Below are 26115 nucleotides of genomic sequence, written 5' to 3'. Positions count from 1 at the left end.
TTTTCTTGCGTGGAAGAAGAGGATTTAGAAGAACTTTTTGAATTGGTATATTTAGGAATAAATGAAGTGATGGCAAAGGAAGTAGAAAATAATGTCTAATGCTACAGAAACACTTGATGGGTTAGGAAAGTATGTTTCAAGAGAACACTTTCATCATCTATTACAACTCTGATTCACTTTACTTTGCAAGATGAGAAAGGGTGAGAAAAGGATTGGTAAACCAATTTGAAACTCCGTTATTTACAGCTTTAAAAAAACATGCAGAAAAAAATCCAATCCAATTCCACATTCCCGGTCATAAAAAGGGGAATGGAATGGATCCTGAGTTTAGAGAATTTATTGGTGAAAATGCACTTTCAATCGATTTAATTAACATTGGACCTCTTGATGACTTACATCTTCCAAAAGGAATCATCAAACAGTCACAAGAGTTGGCTGCAAAAGCATTCGGTGCGGATTATACCTTTTTCTCTGTTCAGGGTACGAGCGGGGCCATAATGGCCATGATTATGTCTGTTTGCGCACCGGGTGATAAAATTCTGGTACCGCGAAACGTTCACAAATCAATCATGAGTGCGATCGTTTTTTCAGGTGCAGTTCCTATTTTTATTCATCCGGAAGTAGATTCCAAGTTTGGTGTCTCTCATGGGATTACACCAGATTCCATAGAAAGTGCATTAGTTTTACACCCGGATACAAAAGCTGTTCTTGTTATCAATCCAACCTATTATGGAATCTCTGGGGATTTAAGAAGAATTGTCAACATTGCACATTCTAGAAACATTCCGGTTCTTGTAGATGAAGCCCATGGAGCGCATATTCATTTCCATAAGGAACTGCCGTTATCTGCCATGGAGGCAGGGGCTGACATGGCTGCAACAAGTGTGCACAAATTAGGCAGTTCCCTTACTCAGAGCTCCATTCTAAATTTACGGGGAAAACTTGTTTCACCCAAACGGGTACAATCGGTTCTGAGTATGTTAACGACAACCTCGACCTCTTATTTATTACTGGCATCATTAGACGTAGCCAGAAAATCATTAGCTACAGAAGGACAAGCACTGTTGGAGGGCACGATTCGAAAAGCAGAAGAAACACGTTCGAAAATTAATGAAATTCCTCATCTTTATTGTATGGGGCATGAAATTCTGGAATCAAGTGCAGCCGTCGCGATGGATCCTACCAAGCTTTTAATATCTGTAAAAGAGTTAGGGATTACAGGATATGATGTTGAAAAATGGCTGCGAAATCGATTTAATATTGAAGTCGAATTGTCCGATTTGTACAACATCCTTTGTATTGTAACACCTGGAGATACTCAGGAGGATTTAAACACACTTATAAAAGCATTAACTGTATTGTCACAAGAATATAAAGTTCAAGCGGACATGAATATAAACAGTTCAGTCTTGTTACCTGAAATTCCTTCGTTGGCTTTAACACCACGGGATGCTTATTACGCTGAAACGGAAGTGATTCCATTTGAACAGTCTGTTGGAAGAATCATTGCAGAATTTGTAATGGTTTATCCGCCAGGCATCCCAATTTTTATACCGGGTGAAATAATTACGGAAGAGAATATAGTATACACAAGAAAAAATATCGAAGTCGGTCTTCCTGTTCAAGGTGCAGAGGATGAACAACTAAGAACTATTCGAGTTATCAAGGAATATATACCATTTAATAGTTAACAAACAGAAGCAAGAGAGCATTGAATGGAGGAAATAGAAATATCCTATCAGGATTAGGGGTGCAAATGTGATAACAAATAAAGAAGAGGTAGTTTTAAAACAAATCATTGATGAATATCTTCAACCATTTATCAGGCAAATAGATGAACATGCTTATTATCCTAAAGAATTTCTGAGTTCGGTCGGTAAAGCAGGTTTTTTTCATCCAAACGGATTACAAAAGGAACATGTCAATAATAGAGAGATGTATTTAATAGAAGAAACTGCGAAGTATTGCATGACATCAGCTTTTACATTATGGTGTCATTTAGCCGGTCTAGCGTCTGTGAGATTGAGCAACAATTTTTTTATTAATAAAAATTTGTTACCATTATTAGAATCAGGAGATAAACTGGTAGGGACTGGTTTATCAAACGCATTAAAATTTTATGCTGGGCTGGAAACTATCAGGCTTAAAGCTGAAAGAGTTGATGGGGGATATATCATAAATGGCAGTTTGCCTAGTGTTTCAAATTTGAAGGACGATCACTGGTTTGTTATCCTAGCATCTCTAAATCACCACCAGCGAATAATGTGTATGATACCTGTAAAAATTGAAGGTTTAGCGTTAGAAAGTAAAACAAATTTTGTTGGTATAAATGGTAGTGCAACTTACTCTTGTTCCTTGCATAATGTGTACGTTCCAGATGATTGGATTATCGCCGAAGAAGCAGACTCATTTATACAAAAAGTACGACCAACATTAGCACTCTACCAAATTCCTTTGGGAATAGGAGTATCTTATGCTTCTCTTAAATCTATGGAAGAGTGTTATTCCAGGGATGTAGAAGTTAATCAACATTTAAAACCGCAGCCAAAGGAATTGATTGAAGAACTACAGTGCATCCGCGAAAAAGCATATAAACTTGCAAATACTTTAGATCTATCGCTTATTTGGAAGGAAATATTGTTAACACGATTAGAAATAGCTAAATTGACCTTGAAAGTGGTCCATGCCGACATGCTCTATTCCGGTGGCCAAGCTTATTTACAAGGGAGTGCACCATTTAGAAGGCTGAGAGAAGCTTACTTTTTAGTAAATCTTAGTCCAACAATCAAGCATTTAGAGATGATTAAGTTAGGTGGATAATAATTTTTTTAAATAATATTTAACTTAGTTTAAACAATTAAACAAAATCTTCCAGTTAGGAAGATTTTGTTATTTTAAATTAGGAAATCCCTGCTGTCGCAAAGCCTCATACACCAATATCGCAGCTGTATTCGAGAGGTTCAGTGAACGAACATGGTCATTCATTGGTATTCTCAAAAAGTGATCTTTATGTGTTCTTAGTAAATCTTTTGGTAAACCCGTTGTTTCTTTTCCAAACATAAAATAATGTTCCTTTGAAACATCGCTGAAATCAAAGGATGAATGTGCTGTTTCACCAAACGTTTCAATATAGTAAAACTCACCATGATTTTTTGAAAAAAAGTCATCCAATGAGTCATAATACGTTATGTTTACAGACTGCCAGAAATCTAAACCAGCTTGTTTTATCATTTTTTCATCTGTTGAAAAGCCAAGCGGCCGTATTAAATGCAAGGCTGTATCCGTTGCGGCACACGTCCGTGCAATATTTGCCGTATTAGACGGAATTTCTGGTTGATATAGTACAACATGTATTGCCAAGAATGGTCACCTCTTACTTTCTTTTACCCTACAAATTATAGCATACAGTTTGTGAAGAAATGTACTTTGTAAAAGGGTCTTTTATAAATGTGCATTTGAAATTCTTCAAGTTTAGTTTGTGGATCCATTTATGTTTACCGGCGATACAGGTCTATTCTAATCTTATATCGCAAAACCAAATATTTGCTTATCATGAAGTATTTGCTATAATACTAGTTGAGTAATTTGCTTGACCAATTGAATCTTACATAGCTAGTAGGTGCCTTATCATTGGATAAGGTTAAAAGGGAAGTCGGTGAGAATCCGGCGCGGTCCCGCCACTGTTATTCGGGGATAACCTCGCAGTACCACTGTTCCAACTTAGGAATGGGAAGGAGAGGAAGTCACGTTACCCGTAAGCCAGGAAACCTGCCTATTAAGCTTGCCAACGAAATCCTTCGTGGAAAAGGATCGGCATAATCAGTATAAATATATTTATTTTTTCTGATTTCGCGCGCCCTGTTTCCGAATGGAAGCAGGGCTTTTTTCGTTGTTATGGGAAAGACTTCAAGATATCAAGCTCATCTCGAACTATAAACGAAGGGAAGAGAATTGAGTAATGAGAAAGTTTTTGGCATTAATTTTGACTGTATTGATGATGGTGACAATCAGCGCATGTGGGACATCAAAAGAATCTTCAGGTGCTGATAAAAAACAAAAATCCGAAACAGCAACTGAAGAGGTAAAGGTTAAAGAAACAGTTTACCCGCTTACAGTGAAGGATGCAACGGGTGCTGAATTAACTTTTGATAAGGCACCGGAACGTATTGTATCTACCTCTCCATCAGAAACGGAAATTCTTTTCGCTCTAGGCCTGGGCGATAAAATTTTTGGTGTATCTGATTATGATGATTACCCTAAAGAAGCAACGACAAAGCCAAAAGTAGGCGGGGTGACTAAGCCAAATGAGGAAGCCATTATTGCTGCTAATCCGGATTTAGTAATCGGTGGCATTTCCATGAAAAATGATATTGCTGAGAAATTTCGTGGTTTAGACCTTAAGTTATATAAAACTGAGCCGAAAAAGATGGAGGATATTTTAAATAATATTATCCAAATTGGCATCATAACAGATACTCAGGAAAAAGCAGAGGAACTAGTGGCTAAAATGAAGGAAGATATTCGCACTGTCACAGAAGCTGCTGCAAAAATTAAGGAAGAAGATAAGAAAAAAGTCTATATTGAATTTTCTCCAGGCTGGACGGTTGGCAAGGGTGAATTTATGGATGAACTGATTACGCTGGCTGGCGGCGTTAATATTGCTTCAGATCTGGAAGGCTGGAATGCCATCAATGAAGAGAAGATCATTCAGGATAACCCGGATGTCATTTTGTATTCCGCTAATGTTGTTGATGATAAGTCTGGCAAACCGCTAGAGGAATTAATTAAATCTAGAAGTGGCTGGGATAAGATTACAGCCATTCAAGAAGGTCGACTGACGGGGATTGAAGGAAATATTATGTCCAGACCCGGACCAAGAATAACAGATGCACTGAAGCAAATTGCTGTGGCAATTTATCCGGAATCGTTTAAGAAATGAAAAGAAGATTAGCAATATGGGGGGGAGCGGGTTTCGTTCTCCTGCTTTTCTCAGTGGTCATTAGTTTATCGCTTGGTACTGCTAATCTAGCTCTTTCGCAAGTTTGGGGAATTCTCTTGCACCAGCTGCCTTTTTTACAAAGTCTCATAGATTCCAACTGGCCTGAATCAGCTGAGCAAATCATTTTAAAAGTTCGTTTGCCACGGGTTTTTCTTGCCATTCTTGTTGGAGCATGCTTATCACTTGCTGGTGCTGGCTTTCAAGGAGTGTTGCGCAACCCGTTAGCTGACCCGTATACATTAGGGGTAGCATCTGGGTCAGCGGTAGGTGCTGCTTTCATAATTCTATTCGGGTTTCATACTAGTTTATTTGGTATTTGGACCATACCACTGGTTGCATTTATGACAGGCCTGATTAGTTTGCTTGTTGTACTCCGTTTAGCAAATGTACATGGAAAGTTTAAAGTAGAAACAATCATTTTATCTGGGGTTGTCGTTTCTGCTTTTCTTGGATCACTTGTTTCCTTTATGGTGTCATTGTCAGATCAGGTGGTGAATGAAATCGTCTTTTGGCTGATGGGGAGTTTAGCCTTAAGAGGTTGGTCATTTACCTTTGTGCTCATGCCTTATTTAGCAATTGGAATAGTGGTGTTGCTGTCATATGGACGTACATTAAATTTATTTGCATTAGGAGAGCGGCAGGCAGCCCATTTGGGTGTCAACATTAAACGTACACGGCTCGTTGTGTTGGTCGTTTCCACCCTAATCACCTCTGCCGCAGTGTCAATTGTAGGAACGATTGGTTTTGTCGGGCTTGTCGTCCCACACTTAGTGAGGCTAATAGTTGGGCCGGATTACCGATTATTACTGCCATTGTCCGTGATATTTGGTGCCATATATGTCCTTTGGGCAGATACGATTGCCCGTACATTACTTAGCCCAACGGAGATTCCGCTCGGGGTTGTGACCGCATTTCTTGGCGCTCCATTCTTTGCGTACTTGCTTCGTAGAAATAAGCAAATGACAGGGGGAAGTTGATGGATGTTTATTGAAGTGGAAAGCTTAAGTAAACGGTTTGACAACCAGTCTGTGCTTGATGAAATTAGCTTTTCTGTGAAACGTGGAGAATGCTTGGGGATCATTGGACCGAACGGTAGCGGCAAGTCTACATTGTTAAAGCTATTGTCGGGAGTGGATCGTGCAACAGCCGGAAGAATTGAATTAAATGGGAAACGGATTGAACTTTATACACGCAAGGAACTAGCCAAATGGTTGGCAGTATTGCAGCAGGAATCTCTACCTCCAATTGGATTTACAGTAAGAGAGGTTATAGAAATGGGGAGGTTTCCTTTTCAAAATTGGCTCGGTGAAGAAAAAACAGAGATTGAACCACTAATCGATTCCATTATAGAGAAAATGGGGTTATCTGAGTTAAGTGATCGCCTGCTTGAAAGCCTTAGCGGGGGCGAGCGGCAGCGAGTAGCTCTTGGAAAGACAATGGCACAGCAGCCAAAGCTTCTGATGCTTGATGAACCGACCACCTATCTCGATATTGGTCATCAGGTACTTTTGATGGATCGGATTCGAGAATGGCAGCAAGAAGATGATCTGACCGTAATCGCGGTTCTGCATGATTTAAATATAGCTGCACTGTATTGTAATCGGTTGCTCCTGTTACATAATGGGAGAGTAGTAGCGGCTGGAGCTCCAAAGCACATCATTCGAGCAGATTTGATTCAACACATCTACGGTACTACACCCATTGTAATGGAACACCCTGTTTTTGGAGTACCACAAATTATCCTTCAAGGAGAAAGTATAGCGCAGCGTACACTTTCTATGAAGAGTGGTAAAGAAGGAATCAGCAGAAAGCGGAGGAATGGCTATGTCCATCAATAGAATTGTAGTTGCAGGTACGGGAAGCGGTGTTGGAAAAACAACACTGACAATTGGTTTAATGTCAGCGTTAATCAAGCGTGGTTTAACGGTTCAAGGCTTTAAATGCGGACCTGACTATATTGACCCTTCTTATCATACAGCTGTCACCAATCGAGTTTCTCGTAATTTAGACAGTTGGATGCTTACACATGATAGAGTTTTGGATATTTTTACGCATGGAAGTCGTGAAGCTGATATTTCGATTATAGAAGGAGTTATGGGATTTTTTGATGGGAAAAGTCCGGAAACGAATGAAGGAAGTACTGCAGAGATTAGTATAATAACCAAAAGTCCGGTATTGCTTGTTGTCAATTGTGAAAGTATGGCCCGAAGTGCAGCAGCGATTGTGAAGGGTTTTCAAATGTTTGCAGAAGGGCCAAATATTGCAGCAGTAATTGCCAACAAAGTTGGGAGTGAAGGTCATTTTCAGCTTGTCAAAAAAGCGATTGAACAAGAATGTCATGTTCCTGTTATCGGCTACTTGAAACGAGAGCTAGACATTGAAATCCCAGAAAGACATCTTGGACTTATTCCTTCCATTGAACGAGGAGAACTTACACCATTTTTCGATAAATTAGGAGACTTGGTTTTAGAGACGATTGATATGGACAAGCTACTTGAATTAGCTGAAGCTGAGCCGCTAACTGTAAGTGAAACATCCTCCATGTTTGAACAGAAGGAAGAAAAAATCATGAAAATGGCAGTTGCAAAGGATGAAGCCTTTAATTTCTATTATCCTGAGAATCTAGAAATGTTGGAAGCAAATGGTGTAGAGATTGTATATTTTTCACCTTTGGCTAATGAAGAACTGCCAAAAGATGTTGATGGCCTTTATATAGGAGGAGGCTTCCCGGAGGAATTCGCTCATGTGCTGGAATGTAATGTAAAGACAAAGAATTCTATCAAGAATTCAATTGAAGCTGGATTGCCTACTCTTGCTGAATGTGGCGGGTTCATGTATTTAACCGAGTCCATTGAAACGACGAAAAAGAAGAAGTATCAAATGATTGGGGTAATCCCAGGCAAGGTACAAATGAAAACATCTTTGCAAGCTTTAGGGTACAGAGAGATTAGTGGTCTAAATGACAATTTTATTCTAAAAAACCAAAGTGCAAGAGGGCATGAATTTCATTATTCCTCCTTTTTGCCTAACGAAGAGAAGCTCCCACATGCCTATGAAACGAAAGGGATGCGGGGTGTAAGCAAGGAAGGATATCTACAGCACAATTTAGTAGCTGGCTACACTCATTTTCACTTTGGCTCGAATCCGGCGCTGGTTGAGAATTGGATTGAAAAATGTTTGGAGTTTAAAGCTAGTAAGGGGAGAATAGGATGAAACAACTTTTCGAATCGATTCCAAAAGTTAATAAGGAAATGGGCAGACAGGTTAGTGAATATATTAATACGTTGACAAAGCCAATTGGAAGCCTTGGGAGGCTAGAAGAATTGGCGATTAAACTAGCAGAAATGAAAAATGAAGCATTTCCAAGTGTAACACCACCTGGAGTCCTGGTTTTTGCAGCGGATCATGGAATTACTCACGAAGGTGTTTCTGCCTATCCGCAAGCCGTGACAGAACAGATGGTTCGGAATTTTTTAAACGGTGGTGCCGCTATAAATGTCTTTAGTAGACAAATAGGTGCCTTACTTGAGGTAATCGACATTGGAGTAGCAAACGATATTGAACATGAGAGTCTAATAAATAAAAAGATTCGTTATGGTACTGCCAATTTCTATCGTGAGAATGCTATGAGCCGTGAAGAAGCTGAACAAGCGATTGAAGTAGGCTATCAGCAAGGCTTACAAATCATCAAAAAAGGGGCACAGTGTCTCATACTCGGCGAGATGGGAATAGGGAATACGACTTCAAGTAGTGCAATCTTAGCTGTTCTTAGCAATAGAGATATTTCTTCACTAGTAGGTAAAGGTACGGGGATTTCAGATGAAACATTAGTACATAAAGCTGAAATTATTAAACAGGCACTTGAAAGAAGGAGCCCTAATCCAAATGATCCCATCGATATCATTGCTAAAGTGGGAGGACTAGAGATAGCAGGAATAGCAGGTGCAATGCTTGCTGCGGCGAGCAAGAGAGTACCGATTCTTGTAGATGGATTTATTTGTACCGTTGCAGCTTTAGTTGCAAAATCAATCTTTCATGGTGTTGATGACTATATGATTGTCACACATCAATCTATTGAACCTGGTCATCAGATCGCACTTTCACTACTAGGGAAGAAGCCCATTATTGATTTAGGACTAAGACTTGGAGAAGGAACAGGAGCAGCCATTTCCCATTCAATTATCCAATCGGCTACATTAATGTTAAAAGAAATGGCAACCTTTCACTCAGCAGGAATTTCAAAGAATGACAAATGAAAACTTCACAAAACTAGGAGGCCCCAACATGGATCAAGTTAACAAAAGGAAACAAGGCTTAACACTTGTGTACACAGGTCACGGTAAAGGAAAAACGACAGCTGCATTAGGTTTAACAGTACGAGCAGTTGGTAGAGGGCTAAAAGTAAAGATTTATCAATTTATTAAATCACCAGAGCGTTCATACGGGGAACAAATTGCCTTAAGTAAACTTGGTATTGAGATGGAACAGCTAGGAAGAGGATTCACCTGGACAAAAACCCCTGAGGAGCACAGAGAAGCGTTAAAGACCGGTTGGTCAAAGGCAAAGGAAACAGTAATGAGCGGAGAATATGATTTAGTGATTTTAGATGAAATAAACAATGCGTTAGCAATTGATACATTTCCTATTGAAGATGTTTTACCACTAAATGAAGTGATTGATCTAATAAAAAATAAACCAGCTCATGTTCATCTCGTTTTGACAGGAAGAGATGCTAAGCGGGAAATTAGAGATATCGCGGATCTGGTATCTGTTATTGAAGTGGAAAAGCATTACTACGATGAGGGTATACCAGCTGTAAAAGGAATTGAATTTTAAGGGGCAAGTCCCAAAATTGAGGAGTGAATGTTTATGGGGAAAGCTGTTCCTTTAATGATTCAAGGTACTCATTCAGATGCCGGCAAAAGTGCGCTTGTTACCGCTTTATGCCGGATATTTGTTCAGGATGGATTTAAAACAGCCCCTTTTAAATCACAAAACATGGCTTTAAATTCTTATATTACATTTGATGGGAAAGAAATCGGTCGTGCACAGGGTGTCCAAGCTGAAGCAGCAGGCATTCTTGCAACAACGGATATGAATCCCATTTTGATTAAGCCAAGCAGTAGCTGTGAATCCCAAATTGTTGTTCATGGAAAGCCATTTAAAAAGATGAAGGCAGGAGAATACCGACAGGACTTTTTTCAACAAGGCTTAACATTAATTCGAGATTCATTTGAAAAATTGTCTGTTCGTTATGACCGGATCGTTATTGAGGGAGCAGGCAGTCCTGCTGAGATTAATTTAAATGATCGGGAGCTTGTCAATATGAGGGTTGCCCAAATCGCTAACGCACCCGTGATTTTAGTTGGAGATATTGAAAAGGGTGGAGTATTTGCCAGTTTAGTAGGAACCTTGCAGCTGCTAGAACCGGAAGATCGAAATAGAGTAATTGGAGTCATCATTAATAAATTCAGAGGTGATGTATCATTACTTCAGCCGGGATTAACCTGGTTTGAAGAATATACTGTCGTTCCGATTTTAGGTGTTGTTCCGTTTATCGATAACTTACTAATTGAGGCAGAGGATTCAGTTGTGTTAAACAACTATACTTCTAAATTCGATGCTTCAAAGGAAATTGATATTGCGGTCATACGTCATCCATTGATATCTAATTTTACTGATATCGATCCTTTATTTGCGGAAAAGGATTGTCATGTTCGCTTTGTAAAAGCTGTAGAAGACTTAGGAGAACCAGATTTACTGATTTTACCTGGGAGTAAAAATACCATTGAGGATATGATGGTTTTACACAGCACAGGACTAGCCAATCGGATATTGGATTTGGCACAAAAGGATACGATGATCGTTGGTATTTGTGGTGGTTACCAAATGTTGGGGAATCGTATCGAAGATCCATACGAAGTTGAATCATCACATAAAAGTGTAGAAGGACTAGGGCTCATTCCGATGCAAACCTCCATGACCACACATAAGACAACTGTTCATTCTGTAGGAATGGCACGTTTTGGCGAGGAAAGCATTCTAGTTGCGGGTTATGAGATTCATATGGGTGAATCGTCCTTTGAAGAGGAATGCGACCATTTTGTTCAGTTAGCTGACAGAAGGGAAGGAACGATAACAAAGGATAAACAAATTATCGGAACGTACTTTCATGGTATTTTCAATAATGATCTATTTCGTGAGGTTTTTCTAAATGAAATAAGGTTAAAGAAAGGATTAGAGCCGATCAAGAACCGAGCCTCTTTTTCCCAAAAAAGAGAAGAAGGATTCGATGTATTAGCCAAGGTTGTGAGAGAAAATATCCAGTTAGACCGAATTAATAAGCTCATAACGGACTTTCAAAAGGAATCGAAATGATGGTAATGGTATATGAACCAACAATTTTATTCTGCACGATTTTATTTGCAGCAATTGTATTAGATTTATTGATTGGTGATCCTAGGTGGCTTCCGCATCCTGTTGTACTAATGGGGAAATTAATCACATTTTTAGAAAAGAGCTGGAATAGAGGAGAAGGTAGAGTCTGGAAAGGGATTTGCCTTACCGCAACAGTCGTTCTAGTCGTTTTTTTCCTTTCCTTATTTCTCGTCTTTGTCGCCTATCAATTACATCCAGTTGTTGGTGTTTTTGCACAGATCTATCTTATTTCCACTACGATTGCGATAAAAGGTCTTTCGTCTGCCGCAAAAGAAGTCCTAGTTCCTTTAGTGAATGGGAATATAGTAGAAGCAAGATTAAAGCTTAGTATGATCGTAGGTCGCGATACGGAAAGCTTACCGGAAAGTGAAATTGTTAGAGGAACTGTTGAGACTGTTGCTGAGAATACAGTCGATGGCATAACAGCGCCATTATTTTGGGCAATCATCGGAGGAGCACCACTTGCTATGGTGTACCGCGCCATCAATACGTTAGATTCTATGGTTGGACATAAAGATGAGCGATTCAAGCAATTTGGATGGGCATCAGCCAAGTTTGACGATCTAGTAAACTGGATTCCCGCGAGATTAACAGCACTTTCGATGTGGCTTGCAGCTTTTTTTATAAAAGGATCTAAAAAGAGAAATGGATGGAACATAACGTGGAGGGATGCAAGAAAACACCCCAGTCCAAATAGTGGCTGGTCAGAGGCAATGGCAGCGGGGTTAATCGGAATTCGGCTTGGTGGAATCAATTACTATCGGGGAAGAAAGTCAGTTCGTGCACAAATGGGAGATCCTTTAAGGAATTTGGTGTGCTCCGACATCGAAAAAGCCATTCGTTTTATGCATGGAGGATGGATTGTATTTTTCCTGATTGGTGTATGCTTGCTCCTGTTAGTTAGATCGTAAATGAGGTGAAATGATGAAATGGCCAAATCATGGCGGACAACCTGAAACAATAAAAAAACTCTTCCATATTGAAGGAGATAAAGCATTACTCGATTTTAGCGCAAACTTAAACCCTTTTGGACCTCCTTCCTGGTTGCAAGATGCATTACAAGAACATTATAAGACGATCACACGTTATCCAGAGCCAACATATTCGAATAGTAGCGCTTCGGTAGCAGAGCATGAAGGTATAGACCAAGACAGGATCCTATTAACCAATGGGGGAGCAGAGGCCATTTTTTTAGTAGCAAAATATTTCGAAAAAGGGAAAGCGCTCATTGCTCACCCTACCTTCCTGGAATATGAACGAGCCTGTCATCATTACCATATTGATGTGGAAGATATTTTAGTAGGTCATGAAAGTGGATTTACATTACCAGTCCAATTGATTCAACAAAAGTTTATCAAAAAAGATGTTCTGTTTCTTTGCCGCCCTAATAACCCAACTGGAACTGTCATAGCTGAAAAAGATTTGAAGCTATTGTTAGAAGTAGGGAAAAAAACGGGTACATATGTAGTAGTGGATGAAGCCTTTGTCGATTTTCTACCGATTTCCATTCCTACACTTACTCCATGGTTATCGTCCTACCCAAATTTAATATTATTACGTTCTTTAACAAAAATGTATACCATCCCTGGGCTGAGAATCGGATATATAATTGCCCATCCAACTATCATAAATGTTTTGAAAAACGAACAAATTCCTTGGAGTATTAACTCTTTAGTAGATGCTTTAATTCCGAGATTACTTGAAGATCGTAGTTTTGTTGACAAAACAAGAGCATGGCTGCAAGAGGAATCTAGAAATGTGTTTAAGAGATTAACTTCATTAGGATTTTACCTTTCCCCATCACAAGTAAACTTTTATCTTTTGCGAGATCAGAAACAGCCGCAACGAACTAACGAGCTTTATTCCTTTTTATTGGAGCACGGAATCCTTACGCGGCACACTCACAACTTTAAAGGACTAAATGGTGAGTTCTTACGAATTGCCATACGTTCAAACTTTGAAAATGAACAGTTACTAGCTGCGCTTCAAAAGTGGAGAAATGAGTCATGATTCTCTTTATTTCAGGTGGTGCCAGGTCGGGGAAAAGTCATTTTGCAGAGCAAACGGCTCTTTCGTTTTTTCATAAATTGAAGGAGAAACATCAAAGAAGTTCTCTTTATTACATTGCGACAGCTAAAAAAAGTGATGATGAAATGGAAGAAAGGATTCGATTCCATCAGCAAGATCGAGGGAAGGAGTGGCAAACGGTTGAAGAGTCCTTTCACCTTGAACCGATTCTGTCACAATTTAAAAAAGGTGATGTTATTTTAATAGACTGTTTAACCATATGGTTAAGTAATGTCATGTTCGAGCTTGAACATAGAATGGAAAGGATAGAAAACAGTGTAAATCGCTGGTTATATCTTGCACATGAAAAGCAATTTCACCTTCTCATTGTTTCGAATGATGTGAATGAAGGGATTCCTTCCACTGATGAAGCTGTACAAAGATATATGTATACCTTACAGCGTCTCCATCAAACGATTGTGCAGCAATCAGACATTGCTGCCCAGGTCCAAGCAGGGATTCCAATGTATTGGAAGGGAGAAATTTGATGAAGCAAATGTTCTTTGGATTTATACTTGCGGTTCAATTTCTAACACGAATTCCTCTATCCTTTGAATGTCCATGGACCAAACAGACAAGTAGATGGGCATTAAGGAGTTATCCGTTTGTCGGTGCATTGCTGGGGTCTATCATCACGATCATTTTATACATATTTCAGTTTTATCTTCCTATACCTATCATGACATTGCTCATTGTTTCTTTATGGGTATATCTCACTGGAGGGTTACACTTAGATGGTTGGATGGATGTAGCAGATGCAGTAGGTTCAAATGCTCCCCTAGAGAGAAAATGGGAGATCATGAAAGACCCACATGTAGGAAGCTTTGGTATCATTTCACTTCTTTTTTTACTAGCATGGAAATCATTATTGATTTATTCGTTGATTGAATCTGGTTTCCCCCTGTATTCTATTCTTTTTATCATGGCGTTTTCACGGTTAGGAGCCGTTGTTTTAATGATTTATCTACCTACCGCTAAACAACATGGCTTAGCATGGGAGTGGAAGAAAAACGTAAATCGGCTTGATAGTTTGTATGCAGTAATCCCTGTATGTGTACTTTTATTCTTCTTTCACGACTTTCTATATTTACTTCCAGCATACCTTGTATTTATTGGCTTATTTGGAGCTTGGATTAAACATACTTTTAAGGGGACGAATGGAGATTTATTAGGTACAGCGATTGAAGGAGGCGAATTATGGGGACTTGTGATCACATGGATGTATATCTCGTTCGTCATGGGATAACAAATTGGAATAAGGAGAAAAGGTATTTAGGCCATTCTGACATCGGTGTAATAAAAAGCGAACTCTCTCAGTTGAATAATCTACAAAAAGTGTTATCGAGATTAAACTTTGACCATGTATTTACTAGTGATTTACTACGTTGTCAGGAGACCTTAGCATATTTAAGCATTCCCTCACAGGTTTCAATAGATTGTAGATTAAGAGAAATTAATTTTGGAGACTGGGAAGGAAAGACGTATGACGAGCTAAAGAATCAGATAGCTTATCGGAACTGGCTGGAGAATTGGGAGGTCTATTCCATACCGAATGGAGAGTCAGCTGATGTATTCCAATCTAGAATTGATTCCTTTTTTTATGAGTTATTTCAGCAAGCGATTGAAACTAGCCCTGGCAATAAAAAGAAAATTCTTGTTATGACCCATGGAGGTGTCATACGCTACCTTGTTTCAAAATATGTATCCTCCAGGTCTTTTTGGGATCTTACTATTTCACATGGACATGGTATTCGATTAACATTTGAGCATCAGAAGGGGGAATGGGTATGCAGCTCGTTATTGGCGGTGCCTTTTCAGGAAAAAGAAAAGTAGTAAAAGCAAATAATGGAACATTCAGCTGGGTATCTGCCTATGAAGGAGATAGGGTGGGAGATTGGGAAGCAAAATGGGAGAATGGTTCAACGTTAGTAATGGAGGGCTGGGAAAAATGGATTGCGTCTGAGCTTCAGAATGATGAAAACAATGACGAGATTCGAAGGGGATTTAAAACCATATTTAAGACCCTCCTTAAGGAGGAGAAAAATAGAAACAACAGAATAGTCCTTATCATGTTAGAGGTTGGGAAGGGGATTGTTCCTTTGCACAAGGATGAAAGAAGACTAAGGGATCTAGCTGGGTGGATCGCACAGGATGCAGTAAGTGTTTCAGATGAAGTGGATTTTGTATGGAATGGGTTATCAAAGAGACTCAAATAGTTTTACGCTGAGTTTAAATTATTAATAAGGAATCTAACCGAAAAAAATAACCCACCCTTGAGTTGACGGCTCGGGTGGATTATCCTACCTATATGCCGATCCCATAGTGAGGGAACCGTCTATTGCTGGACCGGACATGTTACCGCATGATTGGTCTTTTTTAATTTATTCAATACTTAATTATATAATAATAAAAAAATGAAACATTTTATTATATTTCATATCTTTTCAATATTATGGATGAATTATGACCTCCAAAGCCAAATGAATTGGATATACCGATTGATAATGGCATACTCCTTGCACCCTCTGATACATAATCTAAATTACAATTAGGGTCTTGATTTTCTATATTAATAGTTGGAGGTACGATTCCTTCTTGTAGGCTTTTCACCAATGCAATGGCCTCTACTCCGCCAGCAGCACCAAGCATGTGCCCAAGCATTGATTTATTGGCGGCGGTAACTGGTATTTGATAGGCATGATCTCCAAACAACCTCTTTATGGCCATTGTTTCTGGGCTGCTGTGAATAATGGTTCAATTGTATTTTGGATGTTCCTGCCTACGGGACATTCAGGATTTGGATTGTCATGCACAGTAAATAACTCTTTTTCCTGAATATGTTTAAACCAACTGCTAAAGGGCAAGGACGCAACCTTCAAGAACTACAGGAAACATCTAATATTACATGGACATTCATTAGTCCTTCCGCTATGTTTGATTCAGAAGGAAAAAGAACTGGTTCATATCAGTCTGGAAAAGACCATCTATTGGTTAATTCAAAAGGTGACAGTTATATTAGCTATGCAGACTTTGCTATTGCTGTATTGGATGAAATTGAAAATCCACAACATATAAACGAACGCTTTACAGTTGTTGGTGAAGCAGAATAAGTAGTTATAAAATAAAAATGTAAAAAATGCCATTAGTGTTCATGCTAATGGCATTTTGCTATCTGGTTATTGGGTGCAATTTTTTATTATTAAATTAAGGTTGATGGTTGAGATTTATGAATGATACTTATAAGAAACGTATAAACGGGCTCAATCCATTGAAGGCTTCCTTTCGTTTCGGCAAATTTCCGGCAATAACTAAACCTCCAATTTAATCCAAAATTAAAACCTTGAATTATCAAGGTTTTTAGACGTCCCAGAGAGGATTCGAACCTCCGACCTACAGTCTAGGAAACACTTACTTTTGGCTATTTATGTATAATCGTTGATTTATGTGGGTTTGTATATCGAGGTTAAACAACACATTGTTATCGAGAGTAGAGAACGATCGGGTATTGGTACTGGAGCGCGTTTTCGATGCGCCACGCTATCTTGTATTCAGGATGATTAAAGAGCCGGAGCATCTTATACGCTGGTGGGGGCCGAGGGGCTGGGAGATTCCGGTCTGCACAGTCGATTTCCGTCCGGGAGGCGTTGGCCACTACTGTATGAAGTGTGTCGATCAGAATCAGGGTCAATTTTTTGGTATGGAATCATGGGGCAAAGAGGTTTATAAGGAGATTATCGATCCGGAGAAGATCGTCTACACCGATTACTTTTCGGATGCCGAAGGCAATTTGAATGACTCCATGCCGTCTACCGAGATCACATTGGAATTCATGGATTTGGTGGAAAGACTAAGATGATAAACCGTGCTGAATATGTTTCCGAAGAGGCCCTCAAGACCGTCATAAACTTATGAGTTTTAGAATTTGAACTGGAGAAGTTTTCTTTAATTTTTGGACTTAGTTTATCACACACCTGCAATAGGGGACATGTCATATAATACATTAGCTTTTGAAATCAAAGGGATTCGCCACTGCTACCTATATAAAAAAAGTAATATTAGGGGAGATGCTTTATTTTCTAAAAAGAAATTAGGAGGGACATTTTGAAGACATTATTATTGGAGAACATTTTAACTGCAATGAACATTCAGCCTAAAAAAAAGCAAAAAGGTATACGGATCCAGACGGTCACTGATGACAGATCTGAAATTAGGAGTCATACGTTATTTTTTCGTAGGAACAACAAAGAAGAAGTACCTGTTGAAAAGATAAAGAGGTATAAGAATGTATTCATCGTTACAGATACACCATTTTCTGATATAGAAAGATTAAATCTTGAGCAAATCATTATGGTAAAGGATGTTAAATACAGTTTCTTTAAATTCACTTCGTATTACAGGCATCTGTTTAACATTCCTGTAGTCGCCATTACTGGTACATGTGGAAAGTCTACTACGAAAGAAATGCTAAAACACATTTTGGAAGAAACACACAATGTCCAGGCAACCATATCCAGCAAAAATGCCGAATATTACAACCTTCCTTATTTAATGGGAATTGATGAAAATACGGATGTGGCTGTATTTGAAACAGCTGTATCTACAAAAGGGGATATGATGGAATCCTGTAATTATTTTTACCCGACAATTGGGATTATGACCATGATTGATGTGGATCATACGGATGAAATTCGATCATTCGATGATTATCTCTTAGAAAAGGCAAAAATAATGACAGGCATGAATAATCAGGGAACTCTCATTCTAAATAGGGACGACCCCTACCTCTCCTCCCTCGATACTTCTAAGTTTAAAGGAGAAATTATAACGTTCGGAAAAAACAAAGATGCCACTTTTAGGATAAAGGGGATTCAATATCATTCATCCGGTATGACTTTTTGGATTGAATTAAGGCAAAATGAGTATAAAGGATATATACCGGGTCTTGGTGAGCATAATGTATATAATGCTGCCGCTTCATTAGCAGCCGCTGCAATCTTAGGAGTGGATCTTCACTATGCTTTAAAGAGATTATCCACTTATCATCATATGGGATCCCATTTTCAAATAATTGAAGGACGAAATCGAATTACGTTGGTGGATGATACTTGGAAGTCAAATCCTGCTTCCTTAAGAAAAGGCTTAGAAACATTAAGCCATATAGCATTTCCATCCCAAAGAAAAATTGCTGTTTTGGGAAGAATGGCATCTCTGGGAAAATATGCAGATGAAGAATACGAAAAGGCAGGATATCTACTCGGTGATTTGGGGGTCGATGTTCTCATCACAAAAGGATCCATTGCAAAAGATTTTGCAAAGCCAGCTATAGAGGCAGGTATAAATCCGCATAATGTTTATCATTTTTCGGATGGAGATGAAATGAAGAGGTTTTTTGATTCATTTTTAATCCCAAATGACATTGTTTATTTCAAAACGGGCGGGAATGACTCAGACTTCAAGGGTGTCATCGAATATTTAAGAAGGTAAATTGGAAGCCGTCGAACCAACAACACCCTTCCATTTATAATACTTTTGAAGAGCGTTTTGCTTATATTGCAGACGCTCTTTTCATTTTTACAAATTTATTAATTTACATCTTAAGAATTATGACAATTGTCCAGACCATTCATGTCTTAAGACAATATATTAAAAAGGTAAGCTGTGTTTTTTCACTTAAACAAAGACGTTAAAGCTAAACCTTACATAAAAACCATCAAAGATAGGATGACAAAGCTTATGCGAACCATTGTATTTATTGAAACAAACAAATCGGGATCAAGTAGAGAAGCAATAAAAGCTGCAGAACGACTCGGCTATTTTACGGTGTTATTAACCAATAGAAAAAATTTCATTTATCAAAGAACTGAATTTCCCGATGTCCATCAAATGATTTTAGTGGAATTATCCGATTACGATAAATTAAAAAAAAACCTCGTCAAACTGCAAAAACAAGGTAAACAAATAAAAGGCATTTTGAGTTTTGTAGATTCTTTTGTTCATGTAGCAGCAGCCTTATCAGAAGAATTTTGTCACAATGTTGTTTCTGCTGATCCAATTCTAAAAATGGAAAATAAAGTTTTAACTCGTGAGCTTCTCAAAGGACTCCCTATGTCTCCTCATTATGCAATTTATACAGCAGATGAATCCTTAGAGAAATTTATCCAGAAACAAAAGAGATATTTACCTCTTATTGTAAAGGCTCCCTTATCTGCCGGCTCAAAAGATGTTCTGTTAGCAAAAAGCGAGAATCAGTTGAAACTGGCAATACAAAAATTACTAAAAAAAAGTGAACAGATTTTGCTGGAGGAGTATCTAACAGGACCCCAATATTTAATTGAAGTTTTAGTACACAATGGAAAAGTTCATATTGTCGCGATAATCGAACAACAAATTACTTTTTTACAACGATTTATCGTAACCGGATATTGTTTACTACCAGATATCAATCAACGTTTATACTATAGTATCCTTGAAACAGTAAGTTCCATCGTAAAGGCTTTTCAAATGAAAAATGGTGCTTGTCACTTAGAAATGCGCTTTGTAAATGGGGCGTGGAAATTAATTGAAATAAACCCAAGAATCTCAGGTGGAGCCATGAATCGAATCATTGAAGTCGGATTTGGAATTAATTTAGTAGAGGAAACCATTCAATTAATGTTAGGAAATGAGCCTTCCCTTACTAAAAAACGCAGTAAGTATGTATACGCACATTATTTAACTGTTGATTCTAGAGGAAAATTAATCAAGGTAACAGGGAAAAATCGCATCTCTCAATATCCCGGTGTAGAAGAGGTGCATATAAAACCCCAACAAGGACAGATAGTACGCCCGCCTTTATCAATGGGAGATCGTTGCGGATACATTTTGGCATCCTCAGATGTTAAAGAAGAAGCGAAAAGAATTGCCAGGAATGCAGCAAGTGAGATCCGTTTCTACCTTGCCCCAATTTAATAATATGGAGTGATAGATCATGACGCTGATTGGCATGCTTCATCATCGTGCAGATCCAAATAAAGTAAAGAAAGCATATGCGTATGCCGCCGCAGCAAAAGCTGAAGGTGTCGACTTTTTTTACTTTACCCCAGGAAGGGTAAATATAAAACAGCACAAAATAGTGGGGAAAGTGTATGAAAATGGACAGTGGATTGAAAGTGAATTTCCTTTTCCTGATGTGATTTATAATGCAAGTTATCCTGTCAGTGATAAAGCCGAACAAATCATTGATTATTTATTCGATAGGATTCCGTTCACAAGTCATTCGATTGGGGACAAATTATCGGTATATAACAGAATAAATAAAGCAAAAAAATATAGCGAATATCTAATACCTTTTTATAAATTAACTGACGTTCAAATATTTTTAAACATGATCAACCACTATAAAAAAGTTATTATCAAGCCGTTGTCAGGCCATCAAGGTGGTGGCGTTGTTTTAATTGAAAAATATGGATCCCATCAATACAAAATGAATGCTGCAGAAGTGCAATCATCTCTTAATGAAAAACAATTGTTAGACTGGATATCCCATAAAATACAAGAAAAAGATTACTTGATCCAACAGTTTATTACAAGTCAAACAAAATCCGGCCATGTTTTTGATTTCCGATTGCATGTACAAAAAAATGGAGAAGGAAAATGGGTTATTACATCTATTTATCCAAGGATTGGGAGGTTGGGGACCATAACTTCTAATATGGGTAGTGGTGGTTATAGTACTTACCTGGATATTTTTTTAAAAACAGAGTTTGGTGACTCATGGTATGATATTCAAAGATATCTTGAACAGTTTGCAATAAGGTTTTCAAATCATTTTGATTCTTTATATGGCAATGAATTGGATGAATTAGGAATTGACGTCGGAATTGATGAAAACCAAAAACTATGGCTTTTTGAAGTAAATTGGAGACCCGGTCCACCTAATATATATAATGTTGAATTAGATGTAGCTAAAAATACGATTCTGTATGCAAAATATTTAGCTGATAAAAATAAACATTAAATCGAAAACTTTCTGTCGTTTATTACATTACGTTTTTTGGGAAAAAACTCAAACACGCCTCATTTAAACTAAACGGAAAATAAAATAAAACACGAAATAAACGTTTGTTCAATCCAGTATAATATAATCATAGTCTATATAGTGAAAAAATCCCCTGACATTAAGGACGCTGTTATTGCGTCCTGTTTATATCTATTTCTTTTATGTTCTCCGTTATGTCGTCACCATTACATATAACTTAGTACAGTTCATCTTTTATTTTTGTTATAAAAAAATCTACCTCTATTCGAATCATATAATCTACATTAAACGACCTTCCTACTAGCCACCTACTAATGGTATTTCATCGAGTAATAGAAAGAATAAATAATAAAGGACAGATTAAACCCAACCTGCCCCTTGTTCAGCTACAATTTTAATAATGGCAATTAGATACGGTTTTAAAATAATCTTTAATAATATTAATTTCTTTGGTTCGAGTGGAATGTGATTGTTCGTGAAAAAAGCAATATGATATTGCAGAAAACTATCATGAACTCAATGGACTTTCAGCCCTACAAATAAAGGCGTGAATAATTGTACTTAAACTCAGGTGCAAGAGTTAAAGATCGGAGCTATCATATTGGTGGCTTTTTCTTATTCGACTAACGGTCAGATTGGTTGATGCTATATAAGGTAATCGTCTCTGTGCAAACAAATTTAATGGGAATACTCTTTGGCTTAAATTGATTATATGTACATCATCCGGCTTTTAAATGGCAAAAACATTCTTTAGAAGCTATGAAAATTGTCCCGAGAAACACATTTAATCGCTTTACCTCAATTTTGTTAAACCACCCCAAAGAAGGTGTGCGTGAATTAGAGGAAATGATACAAGAGGTAAATGAACTTGTGAAAACAGAGTACCTATTATTAGATTTATCTGAGGTGATTGACCAATCACTTTTTTTAAGACCAAAAAATAAATAAATCCAATCGCATTTTCGCCAAACGTCTCGATATAGTAAAACTCACCTTGATTTTTTGAAAAAAAGTCATCCACTGAGCCATAGAATGTAATGTTTACAGACTATTAAAAAATGCCGCTGTCAACTCCCGAATATTGTCGAATGATTCAACAAAATTCGGGGTGTGATAGGGCACTTTTTTTAATTAAGATTTTGAATTCCTTGAAGACTTAGTTGATTGTCAAGTGGATCATTCTGAAAAAGAAGTATTTATTCTTTTTTTGATATAAAGTGGTAGGAAATGGGCTTAATCAAGCTTTAAGTACCTATTTAGGAACCTAATTACACGTCGTGTATACTCATTTTTATGCAAACGATACGAATGAATGTGTTCGCAATCTTTTGTTAGCCACAATTCTTTTGGGTTATCAGATGAGATCGAATGATATAATTTTTCGCTCTCGGCAAAAGGAATGGCTTTATCTGTCTTACTATGAATGATGAAGAAGGATTTTCCTTTTGTGTTTTTCACGTGATTAATTGGTGAAACTTCTTTGGGGTCAATTTTAAGGAGCTTGCGCATGGAATGATAAACAATCGGTGTGAATGGCCGTTTTGGCAGCTTGGTCCAATGCGAAAGGTTTTCTTTTAGAAAGGGTTCTAAATCACAGAAGGGGCTGTCGGCAATGATTACGGAAACAGCAGGGTGTTCGCATCCAGCAATAAGCGCTGTAGCAGCTCCCATACTCCAGCCAAGGAGAGCAACCTTTTCCTGATGTTTTTCCTGAATCGCATACTCAATCGCTGAATACAAATCGTGTCTTTCGAAATATCCGATCCCCGTGGTTTTTCCCTTCGATTTACCTGCATTGCGAAAATCAAACATTAGTACATTATAACCTTGGTCTGATAGAACTTTAACGAGCCGCAGTCCTTCAATTTTTTCCATGGCACGTTCATTCATGTAACCGTGTGCCGTAATGACTGTTTTTTTGCTTTTCTTTGACACTGCTGGAATCCACCAGCCAGACAGTTTTACTTGATCTTTTCGGCTGAAAAATTCAATCTCTTCAAATGCAAGACCATATTCCCTTGGATTTTTTGTCGTTTTTGCCGGGAATGGATGAGTTAGATACAAACCGATCCCTAATGGGGCAAGAAAAAATAAAGCAGGTGCAGCCAAAAGCGGTTTCCACAGTGACTTCCCTGATTTACTTGATTCCCCATTCGTTTCATCACTCAACTGAACTCCTCCTTTCCATTTGATGTCATCGGTACATTATCATATGTAAGGAAACACAGAAACGGAAATTCTAAAGTGGCCATTTTATGCCTGTTTTTGAATAGGGAGGCACAGGCATGGGGACGGTTCTCGTGCCTCAATGATTGGCAGGCTGGAATGATTATGCTCTGCGGATAAGGATGAATATTTGTTTGTACTGCGTGAATGTGGAAAGTTTAATTTTTCGCCTTTTAAGGATAAAAGCCATCTAACCCAAAGGCTGGGTAGTTGGCTTCATAATCATTCAAGTTAAAAATCAAGTGTGAATATAAACTTACTTAATCCATAGGTGCATCAATTTTTGTTAATGAATTGTCGGAGATTCCATAATTAATTATGTTCTAAGACTCTAGTAAAATAAGTGGAGATTTTCCGGTTAGATGCAGAATGGAGCTCGTTTCGGGGCAAATAAGGGAAGAATTTCCGATTATGCAAAGAAAAATCCCCCATTTTCGCATTTTTCGAGTCAATAGACGGAATCTGTCCGTCTATTTAAGCTTTTTTTAATAATAATCACTAAATAAACGAAATTTTTCCGTCTATTTTTTCAGCTCGGGTGCTTAAGCTGATCCCCCAACCGATAACCGATAAGTGCGGACCCTCTTGATCCTAGATGCGGGATTCAGCAGCAAAGTTCAATAAAATTGCTACTCTAAACGGCACTGCAATTGACAGAAGTAAGTTCGTGTGGCGCGGGCAATTTTCTACATTTTTTAATGAAAATAAAGAAAGAGTCTCCTGAATGATCACGGTGAAATGGCAGTTCACATAATTGTAGAAAAATTTATGAGGAGTCAGAATTATTATAAAGTGAGATATGATATACTTTACCGGAAGGGAGGCTGAAAAATGTCGAAATTATATTGAAAATAATAAGTATTTATCATTTTTGTATACTAGTCTATTAAAAGCTGCAATTTTCCCCTTTCACTTTCATCAACCTTAACCTTCCATGCCGTCTTATTATAACTTCCTATAAAATCCTTAAACGCATAAATTCATTTAAAAACTTAAGAAGAGGGAACATTGCTGGTCAAATCAAAGCTATTTTTAAAAAGGAGCAGGATCATTAATGGGTCACGATATTTCCGGATACAATAAAGCAGGAGAAGAAATTGCCTATGCACGTTTTAGCATGGGAAATTATAATGCTATCATACTCTACGATTTACTGGATGCAAATCAATTCTATGCAGGAGTCAGTGGATGTGGCGACAGTTCTACCTTTTCAATTAAACAAATTGAAAAAGCCTTGAATGATTACAATCAATTTTTCAGTAATGATAATTCCCAGGCAGAAAGTTATTCCGAAACTTGGGATCAAAAACAAATCCAGAATTTCATTCTAAATTGTTTGGTAGCAGCACGAAAAGAAGGTAGTGTAAAGGTGTTTTTTGGCTAATATTATTATAGATTGTTTGCTTAATTCTTCTGTTTCGCTGCTATTTTATTATAACGGCTAAAGTAGCAATTACCTTATATGACAGTCTGACAGCCAGTTTATCTAACTGGCTGTTTTGCTTAGTTAAGAGTTGCTGTGGCGGCTCTTTTTCTTGATCTAAGGTTGTATTTATGTAATAACACTGAGTTAAATAAAAAACCAATACATATAAAGATTTAAAATAAATCTTTATGTATAGGCTTTTTTTATCTATGTACGTTAACTATAAACTCTACAATTTATGTTTTTTTCTTTTCTCTTTTTCTTTTTCTAAAAAAATCTTAAAATCGTCTTTAGTAATATTAGATTTCATTGCTTCTTTTACTAACTCAATCCATTCTTTAGGAAGATCAGACTCGTTTTTTTTCATATTTACCACTCCAATTAAAACAGATTTATTAAAAAAGAGTATGCAATCGAGATTAAAACTACTCTCAATATAATTTTCGAAACATAACGGTAAATTTATGTGGTATAGAAAAGAATGAAAAATAATTGATAAATACGTAATATGTAATTAATGTGGCTCTCAGATTGTGAAACTAATTTACTAATCAGACATGTGCTTTAGAGGAAATAGAAGTTGCAATCGGCAGCTCCTATTATTTTTTGATTTAAAGGAACAGAGGAAGGATTGGGACATCCCCAAATCCTCCTCAGTTATTCAAAACGTTTTCTTTTAACAAATTTCTAAAAATGGATCCGTAGGCACATTCAGTTGATGACTAGCCTTAAACTTCATCTTCGCGCTCGGTGACTACTTTTTCATCACCACATCGGTTACATACAAACCAAGTGGCAATATATCCGAATCCATCGGGTCTCTGATTTGTTTCTTCATAAACATGACCTTTTAATTTACAGTTGATTTTCGCTAAAATACCCATTATAAAAACCTCCTTCAATTAAAAGTTGATTTTTTGCTTTTTTTATCTCTATGCAGCA

General features: G+C 37.7%; 23 protein-coding genes, 4 pseudogenes and 1 riboswitch. Of the genes and pseudogenes, 21 read left to right on the top strand and 6 right to left on the bottom strand.

Annotated features, from left to right (window positions below; translation table 11 throughout):
* Positions 1–212: 212 nt before the first annotated feature.
* Both QNN06_RS17020 and QNN06_RS17015 read left to right on the top strand, forming a co-directional pair.
* Positions 213–1691, top strand: coding sequence for an aminotransferase class I/II-fold pyridoxal phosphate-dependent enzyme (locus QNN06_RS17020; protein ID WP_213119573.1), 1479 nt, complete (start codon positions 213–215; stop codon positions 1689–1691).
* Between the two features lie 67 nt (positions 1692–1758).
* The gene (locus QNN06_RS17015) at positions 1759–2820 is read left to right on the top strand and encodes an acyl-CoA dehydrogenase family protein (protein ID WP_213119574.1); all 1062 of its coding nucleotides are present in this window, start codon (positions 1759–1761) and stop codon (positions 2818–2820) included.
* Between the two features lie 69 nt (positions 2821–2889).
* Here QNN06_RS17015 and trmL read toward each other — a convergent pair whose 3' ends face one another.
* Positions 2890–3360 (bottom strand): tRNA (uridine(34)/cytosine(34)/5-carboxymethylaminomethyluridine(34)-2'-O)-methyltransferase TrmL, encoded by a 471-nt coding sequence (trmL, locus tag QNN06_RS17010; RefSeq protein WP_213119575.1) that lies wholly within the window; start codon positions 3358–3360, stop codon positions 2890–2892.
* A gap of 240 nt (positions 3361–3600) precedes the next feature.
* Positions 3601–3790, top strand: a riboswitch (cobalamin riboswitch).
* Between the two features lie 168 nt (positions 3791–3958).
* Between trmL and QNN06_RS17005 the strand changes: the two genes are divergently transcribed.
* From QNN06_RS17005 to QNN06_RS16945, 13 genes are read left to right on the top strand one after another with little or no spacing between them, the layout of a single operon-like run.
* A complete protein-coding gene (locus tag QNN06_RS17005; protein WP_213119576.1) occupies positions 3959–4939 on the top strand; it encodes an ABC transporter substrate-binding protein in 981 nt (326 codons plus the stop codon).
* Positions 4936–5976 (top strand): FecCD family ABC transporter permease, encoded by a 1041-nt coding sequence (locus QNN06_RS17000; RefSeq protein ID WP_213119577.1) that lies wholly within the window; start codon positions 4936–4938, stop codon positions 5974–5976. Before QNN06_RS17005 ends, QNN06_RS17000 begins: the two co-directional genes overlap by 4 nt.
* 3 nt (positions 5977–5979) lie before the next feature.
* The gene (locus QNN06_RS16995; protein ID WP_213119578.1) at positions 5980–6837 is read left to right on the top strand and encodes an ABC transporter ATP-binding protein; all 858 of its coding nucleotides are present in this window, start codon (positions 5980–5982) and stop codon (positions 6835–6837) included.
* Positions 6824–8212: a cobyrinic acid a,c-diamide synthase CobB gene (locus QNN06_RS16990; protein ID WP_213119579.1), complete on the top strand. Its 1389-nt coding sequence runs from the start codon at positions 6824–6826 to the stop codon at positions 8210–8212. The genes QNN06_RS16995 and QNN06_RS16990 overlap by 14 nt, the downstream gene beginning before the upstream one ends.
* Entirely contained in the window at positions 8209–9255 is a 1047-nt protein-coding gene (cobT, locus tag QNN06_RS16985) for a nicotinate-nucleotide--dimethylbenzimidazole phosphoribosyltransferase (protein ID WP_284035502.1), read from the top strand. The genes QNN06_RS16990 and cobT overlap by 4 nt, the downstream gene beginning before the upstream one ends.
* 28 nt (positions 9256–9283) lie before the next feature.
* Positions 9284–9835: a cob(I)yrinic acid a,c-diamide adenosyltransferase gene (gene cobO, locus QNN06_RS16980; protein WP_213119581.1), complete on the top strand. Its 552-nt coding sequence runs from the start codon at positions 9284–9286 to the stop codon at positions 9833–9835.
* A gap of 33 nt (positions 9836–9868) precedes the next feature.
* Positions 9869–11377, top strand: a complete 1509-nt coding sequence (locus tag QNN06_RS16975; protein ID WP_213119582.1) for a cobyric acid synthase — start codon at positions 9869–9871, stop codon at positions 11375–11377.
* Positions 11374–12348 carry an adenosylcobinamide-phosphate synthase CbiB gene (cbiB, locus tag QNN06_RS16970; RefSeq protein WP_249366811.1) on the top strand — a complete coding sequence of 325 codons (975 nt, stop codon included), beginning with the start codon at positions 11374–11376 and terminating at the stop codon, positions 12346–12348. The genes QNN06_RS16975 and cbiB overlap by 4 nt, the downstream gene beginning before the upstream one ends.
* A 13-nt stretch (positions 12349–12361) precedes the next feature.
* Complete coding sequence (gene cobD / locus QNN06_RS16965) at positions 12362–13447, top strand: threonine-phosphate decarboxylase CobD (protein WP_284035501.1); 1086 nt, start codon at positions 12362–12364, stop codon at positions 13445–13447.
* On the top strand, positions 13444–13992 hold the full coding sequence (locus QNN06_RS16960; protein WP_213119584.1) for a bifunctional adenosylcobinamide kinase/adenosylcobinamide-phosphate guanylyltransferase: 549 nt from the start codon (positions 13444–13446) through the stop codon (positions 13990–13992). Before cobD ends, QNN06_RS16960 begins: the two co-directional genes overlap by 4 nt.
* On the top strand, positions 13992–14750 hold the full coding sequence (gene cobS, locus QNN06_RS16955) for an adenosylcobinamide-GDP ribazoletransferase (protein ID WP_213119585.1): 759 nt from the start codon (positions 13992–13994) through the stop codon (positions 14748–14750). The genes QNN06_RS16960 and cobS overlap by 1 nt, the downstream gene beginning before the upstream one ends.
* Positions 14702–15337 carry a histidine phosphatase family protein gene (locus QNN06_RS16950; protein ID WP_213119586.1) on the top strand — a complete coding sequence of 212 codons (636 nt, stop codon included), beginning with the start codon at positions 14702–14704 and terminating at the stop codon, positions 15335–15337. The genes cobS and QNN06_RS16950 overlap by 49 nt, the downstream gene beginning before the upstream one ends.
* Entirely contained in the window at positions 15292–15720 is a 429-nt protein-coding gene (locus QNN06_RS16945) for a bifunctional adenosylcobinamide kinase/adenosylcobinamide-phosphate guanylyltransferase (protein WP_213119587.1), read from the top strand. The genes QNN06_RS16950 and QNN06_RS16945 overlap by 46 nt, the downstream gene beginning before the upstream one ends.
* 211 nt (positions 15721–15931) lie before the next feature.
* On the opposite strand, the pseudogene QNN06_RS16940 reads toward QNN06_RS16945, so the two are convergent.
* Positions 15932–16237 (bottom strand): annotated as a pseudogene (locus QNN06_RS16940) (beta-ketoacyl-[acyl-carrier-protein] synthase II); the annotation flags it as partial.
* Positions 16237–16341: pseudogene (locus tag QNN06_RS16935) on the bottom strand (Rrf2 family transcriptional regulator); the annotation flags it as partial. The pseudogenes QNN06_RS16935 and QNN06_RS16940, both read right to left, overlap by 1 nt.
* Between QNN06_RS16935 and QNN06_RS16930 the strand changes: the two are divergent.
* The 5 genes and pseudogenes from QNN06_RS16930 to QNN06_RS16910 all read left to right on the top strand — a co-directional run.
* Positions 16333–16614, top strand: a pseudogene (locus QNN06_RS16930) (NAD(P)-dependent oxidoreductase); the annotation flags it as partial. The pseudogenes QNN06_RS16935 and QNN06_RS16930 overlap by 9 nt on opposite strands.
* 332 nt (positions 16615–16946) lie before the next feature.
* A pseudogene (locus tag QNN06_RS16925) lies at positions 16947–17416 on the top strand (SRPBCC domain-containing protein).
* Positions 17417–17605: 189 nt separating this feature from the next.
* Positions 17606–18988: a Mur ligase family protein gene (locus QNN06_RS16920; RefSeq protein WP_213119588.1), complete on the top strand. Its 1383-nt coding sequence runs from the start codon at positions 17606–17608 to the stop codon at positions 18986–18988.
* A gap of 249 nt (positions 18989–19237) precedes the next feature.
* On the top strand, positions 19238–20452 hold the full coding sequence (locus QNN06_RS16915; RefSeq protein WP_213119589.1) for an ATP-grasp domain-containing protein: 1215 nt from the start codon (positions 19238–19240) through the stop codon (positions 20450–20452).
* Positions 20453–20471: 19 nt separating this feature from the next.
* Positions 20472–21500: a YheC/YheD family endospore coat-associated protein gene (locus tag QNN06_RS16910; RefSeq protein WP_213119590.1), complete on the top strand. Its 1029-nt coding sequence runs from the start codon at positions 20472–20474 to the stop codon at positions 21498–21500.
* Between the two features lie 1254 nt (positions 21501–22754).
* Here the strand turns inward: QNN06_RS16910 and QNN06_RS16905 are convergent.
* Positions 22755–23690 (bottom strand): alpha/beta hydrolase, encoded by a 936-nt coding sequence (locus QNN06_RS16905; RefSeq protein WP_213119592.1) that lies wholly within the window; start codon positions 23688–23690, stop codon positions 22755–22757.
* 1111 nt (positions 23691–24801) lie between these two features.
* Here QNN06_RS16905 and QNN06_RS16900 point away from each other — a divergent pair.
* Positions 24802–25131: a hypothetical protein gene (locus QNN06_RS16900; protein WP_213119593.1), complete on the top strand. Its 330-nt coding sequence runs from the start codon at positions 24802–24804 to the stop codon at positions 25129–25131.
* 271 nt (positions 25132–25402) lie between these two features.
* Here the strand turns inward: QNN06_RS16900 and QNN06_RS16895 are convergent, their stop codons facing one another.
* Both QNN06_RS16895 and QNN06_RS16890 read right to left on the bottom strand, forming a co-directional pair.
* On the bottom strand, positions 25403–25540 hold the full coding sequence (locus tag QNN06_RS16895) for an anti-repressor SinI family protein (RefSeq protein ID WP_213119594.1): 138 nt from the start codon (positions 25538–25540) through the stop codon (positions 25403–25405).
* 361 nt (positions 25541–25901) lie between these two features.
* Positions 25902–26057 carry a hypothetical protein gene (locus QNN06_RS16890; RefSeq protein WP_213119595.1) on the bottom strand — a complete coding sequence of 52 codons (156 nt, stop codon included), beginning with the start codon at positions 26055–26057 and terminating at the stop codon, positions 25902–25904.
* Positions 26058–26115: the final 58 nt, after the last annotated feature.

The organism is Neobacillus sp. 114 (genome assembly GCF_030127045.1).
Classification (GTDB): Bacteria; Bacillota; Bacilli; order Bacillales; family Cytobacillaceae; genus Neobacillus; species Neobacillus rhizophilus.
The sequence above is the reverse complement of the archived record's forward strand: the minus strand, read 5'-3'. Positions and strand labels throughout refer to the sequence as shown.

What these genes read in the sequence shown, in the direction of transcription:
- QNN06_RS17005 (WP_213119576.1), top strand. Translation starts at nt 3,959, where the DNA reads ATGAGAAAGTTTTTGGCATTAATTTTGACTGTATTGATGATGGTGACA.
- QNN06_RS17000 (WP_213119577.1), top strand. Translation starts at nt 4,936, where the DNA reads ATGAAAAGAAGATTAGCAATATGGGGGGGAGCGGGTTTCGTTCTCCTG.
- QNN06_RS16995 (WP_213119578.1), top strand. Translation starts at nt 5,980, where the DNA reads ATGTTTATTGAAGTGGAAAGCTTAAGTAAACGGTTTGACAACCAGTCT.
- QNN06_RS16990 (WP_213119579.1), top strand. Translation starts at nt 6,824, where the DNA reads ATGTCCATCAATAGAATTGTAGTTGCAGGTACGGGAAGCGGTGTTGGA.
- cobT (WP_284035502.1), top strand. Translation starts at nt 8,209, where the DNA reads ATGAAACAACTTTTCGAATCGATTCCAAAAGTTAATAAGGAAATGGGC.
- cobO (WP_213119581.1), top strand. Translation starts at nt 9,284, where the DNA reads ATGGATCAAGTTAACAAAAGGAAACAAGGCTTAACACTTGTGTACACA.
- QNN06_RS16975 (WP_213119582.1), top strand. Translation starts at nt 9,869, where the DNA reads ATGGGGAAAGCTGTTCCTTTAATGATTCAAGGTACTCATTCAGATGCC.
- cbiB (WP_249366811.1), top strand. Translation starts at nt 11,374, where the DNA reads ATGATGGTAATGGTATATGAACCAACAATTTTATTCTGCACGATTTTA.
- cobD (WP_284035501.1), top strand. Translation starts at nt 12,362, where the DNA reads ATGAAATGGCCAAATCATGGCGGACAACCTGAAACAATAAAAAAACTC.
- QNN06_RS16960 (WP_213119584.1), top strand. Translation starts at nt 13,444, where the DNA reads ATGATTCTCTTTATTTCAGGTGGTGCCAGGTCGGGGAAAAGTCATTTT.
- cobS (WP_213119585.1), top strand. Translation starts at nt 13,992, where the DNA reads ATGAAGCAAATGTTCTTTGGATTTATACTTGCGGTTCAATTTCTAACA.
- QNN06_RS16950 (WP_213119586.1), top strand. Translation starts at nt 14,702, where the DNA reads ATGGGGACTTGTGATCACATGGATGTATATCTCGTTCGTCATGGGATA.
- QNN06_RS16945 (WP_213119587.1), top strand. Translation starts at nt 15,292, where the DNA reads ATGCAGCTCGTTATTGGCGGTGCCTTTTCAGGAAAAAGAAAAGTAGTA.
- QNN06_RS16915 (WP_213119589.1), top strand. Translation starts at nt 19,238, where the DNA reads ATGCGAACCATTGTATTTATTGAAACAAACAAATCGGGATCAAGTAGA.
- QNN06_RS16910 (WP_213119590.1), top strand. Translation starts at nt 20,472, where the DNA reads ATGACGCTGATTGGCATGCTTCATCATCGTGCAGATCCAAATAAAGTA.
- QNN06_RS16900 (WP_213119593.1), top strand. Translation starts at nt 24,802, where the DNA reads ATGGGTCACGATATTTCCGGATACAATAAAGCAGGAGAAGAAATTGCC.
- QNN06_RS16895 (WP_213119594.1), bottom strand. Translation starts at nt 25,540, where the DNA reads ATGAAAAAAAACGAGTCTGATCTTCCTAAAGAATGGATTGAGTTAGTA.
- QNN06_RS16890 (WP_213119595.1), bottom strand. Translation starts at nt 26,057, where the DNA reads ATGGGTATTTTAGCGAAAATCAACTGTAAATTAAAAGGTCATGTTTAT.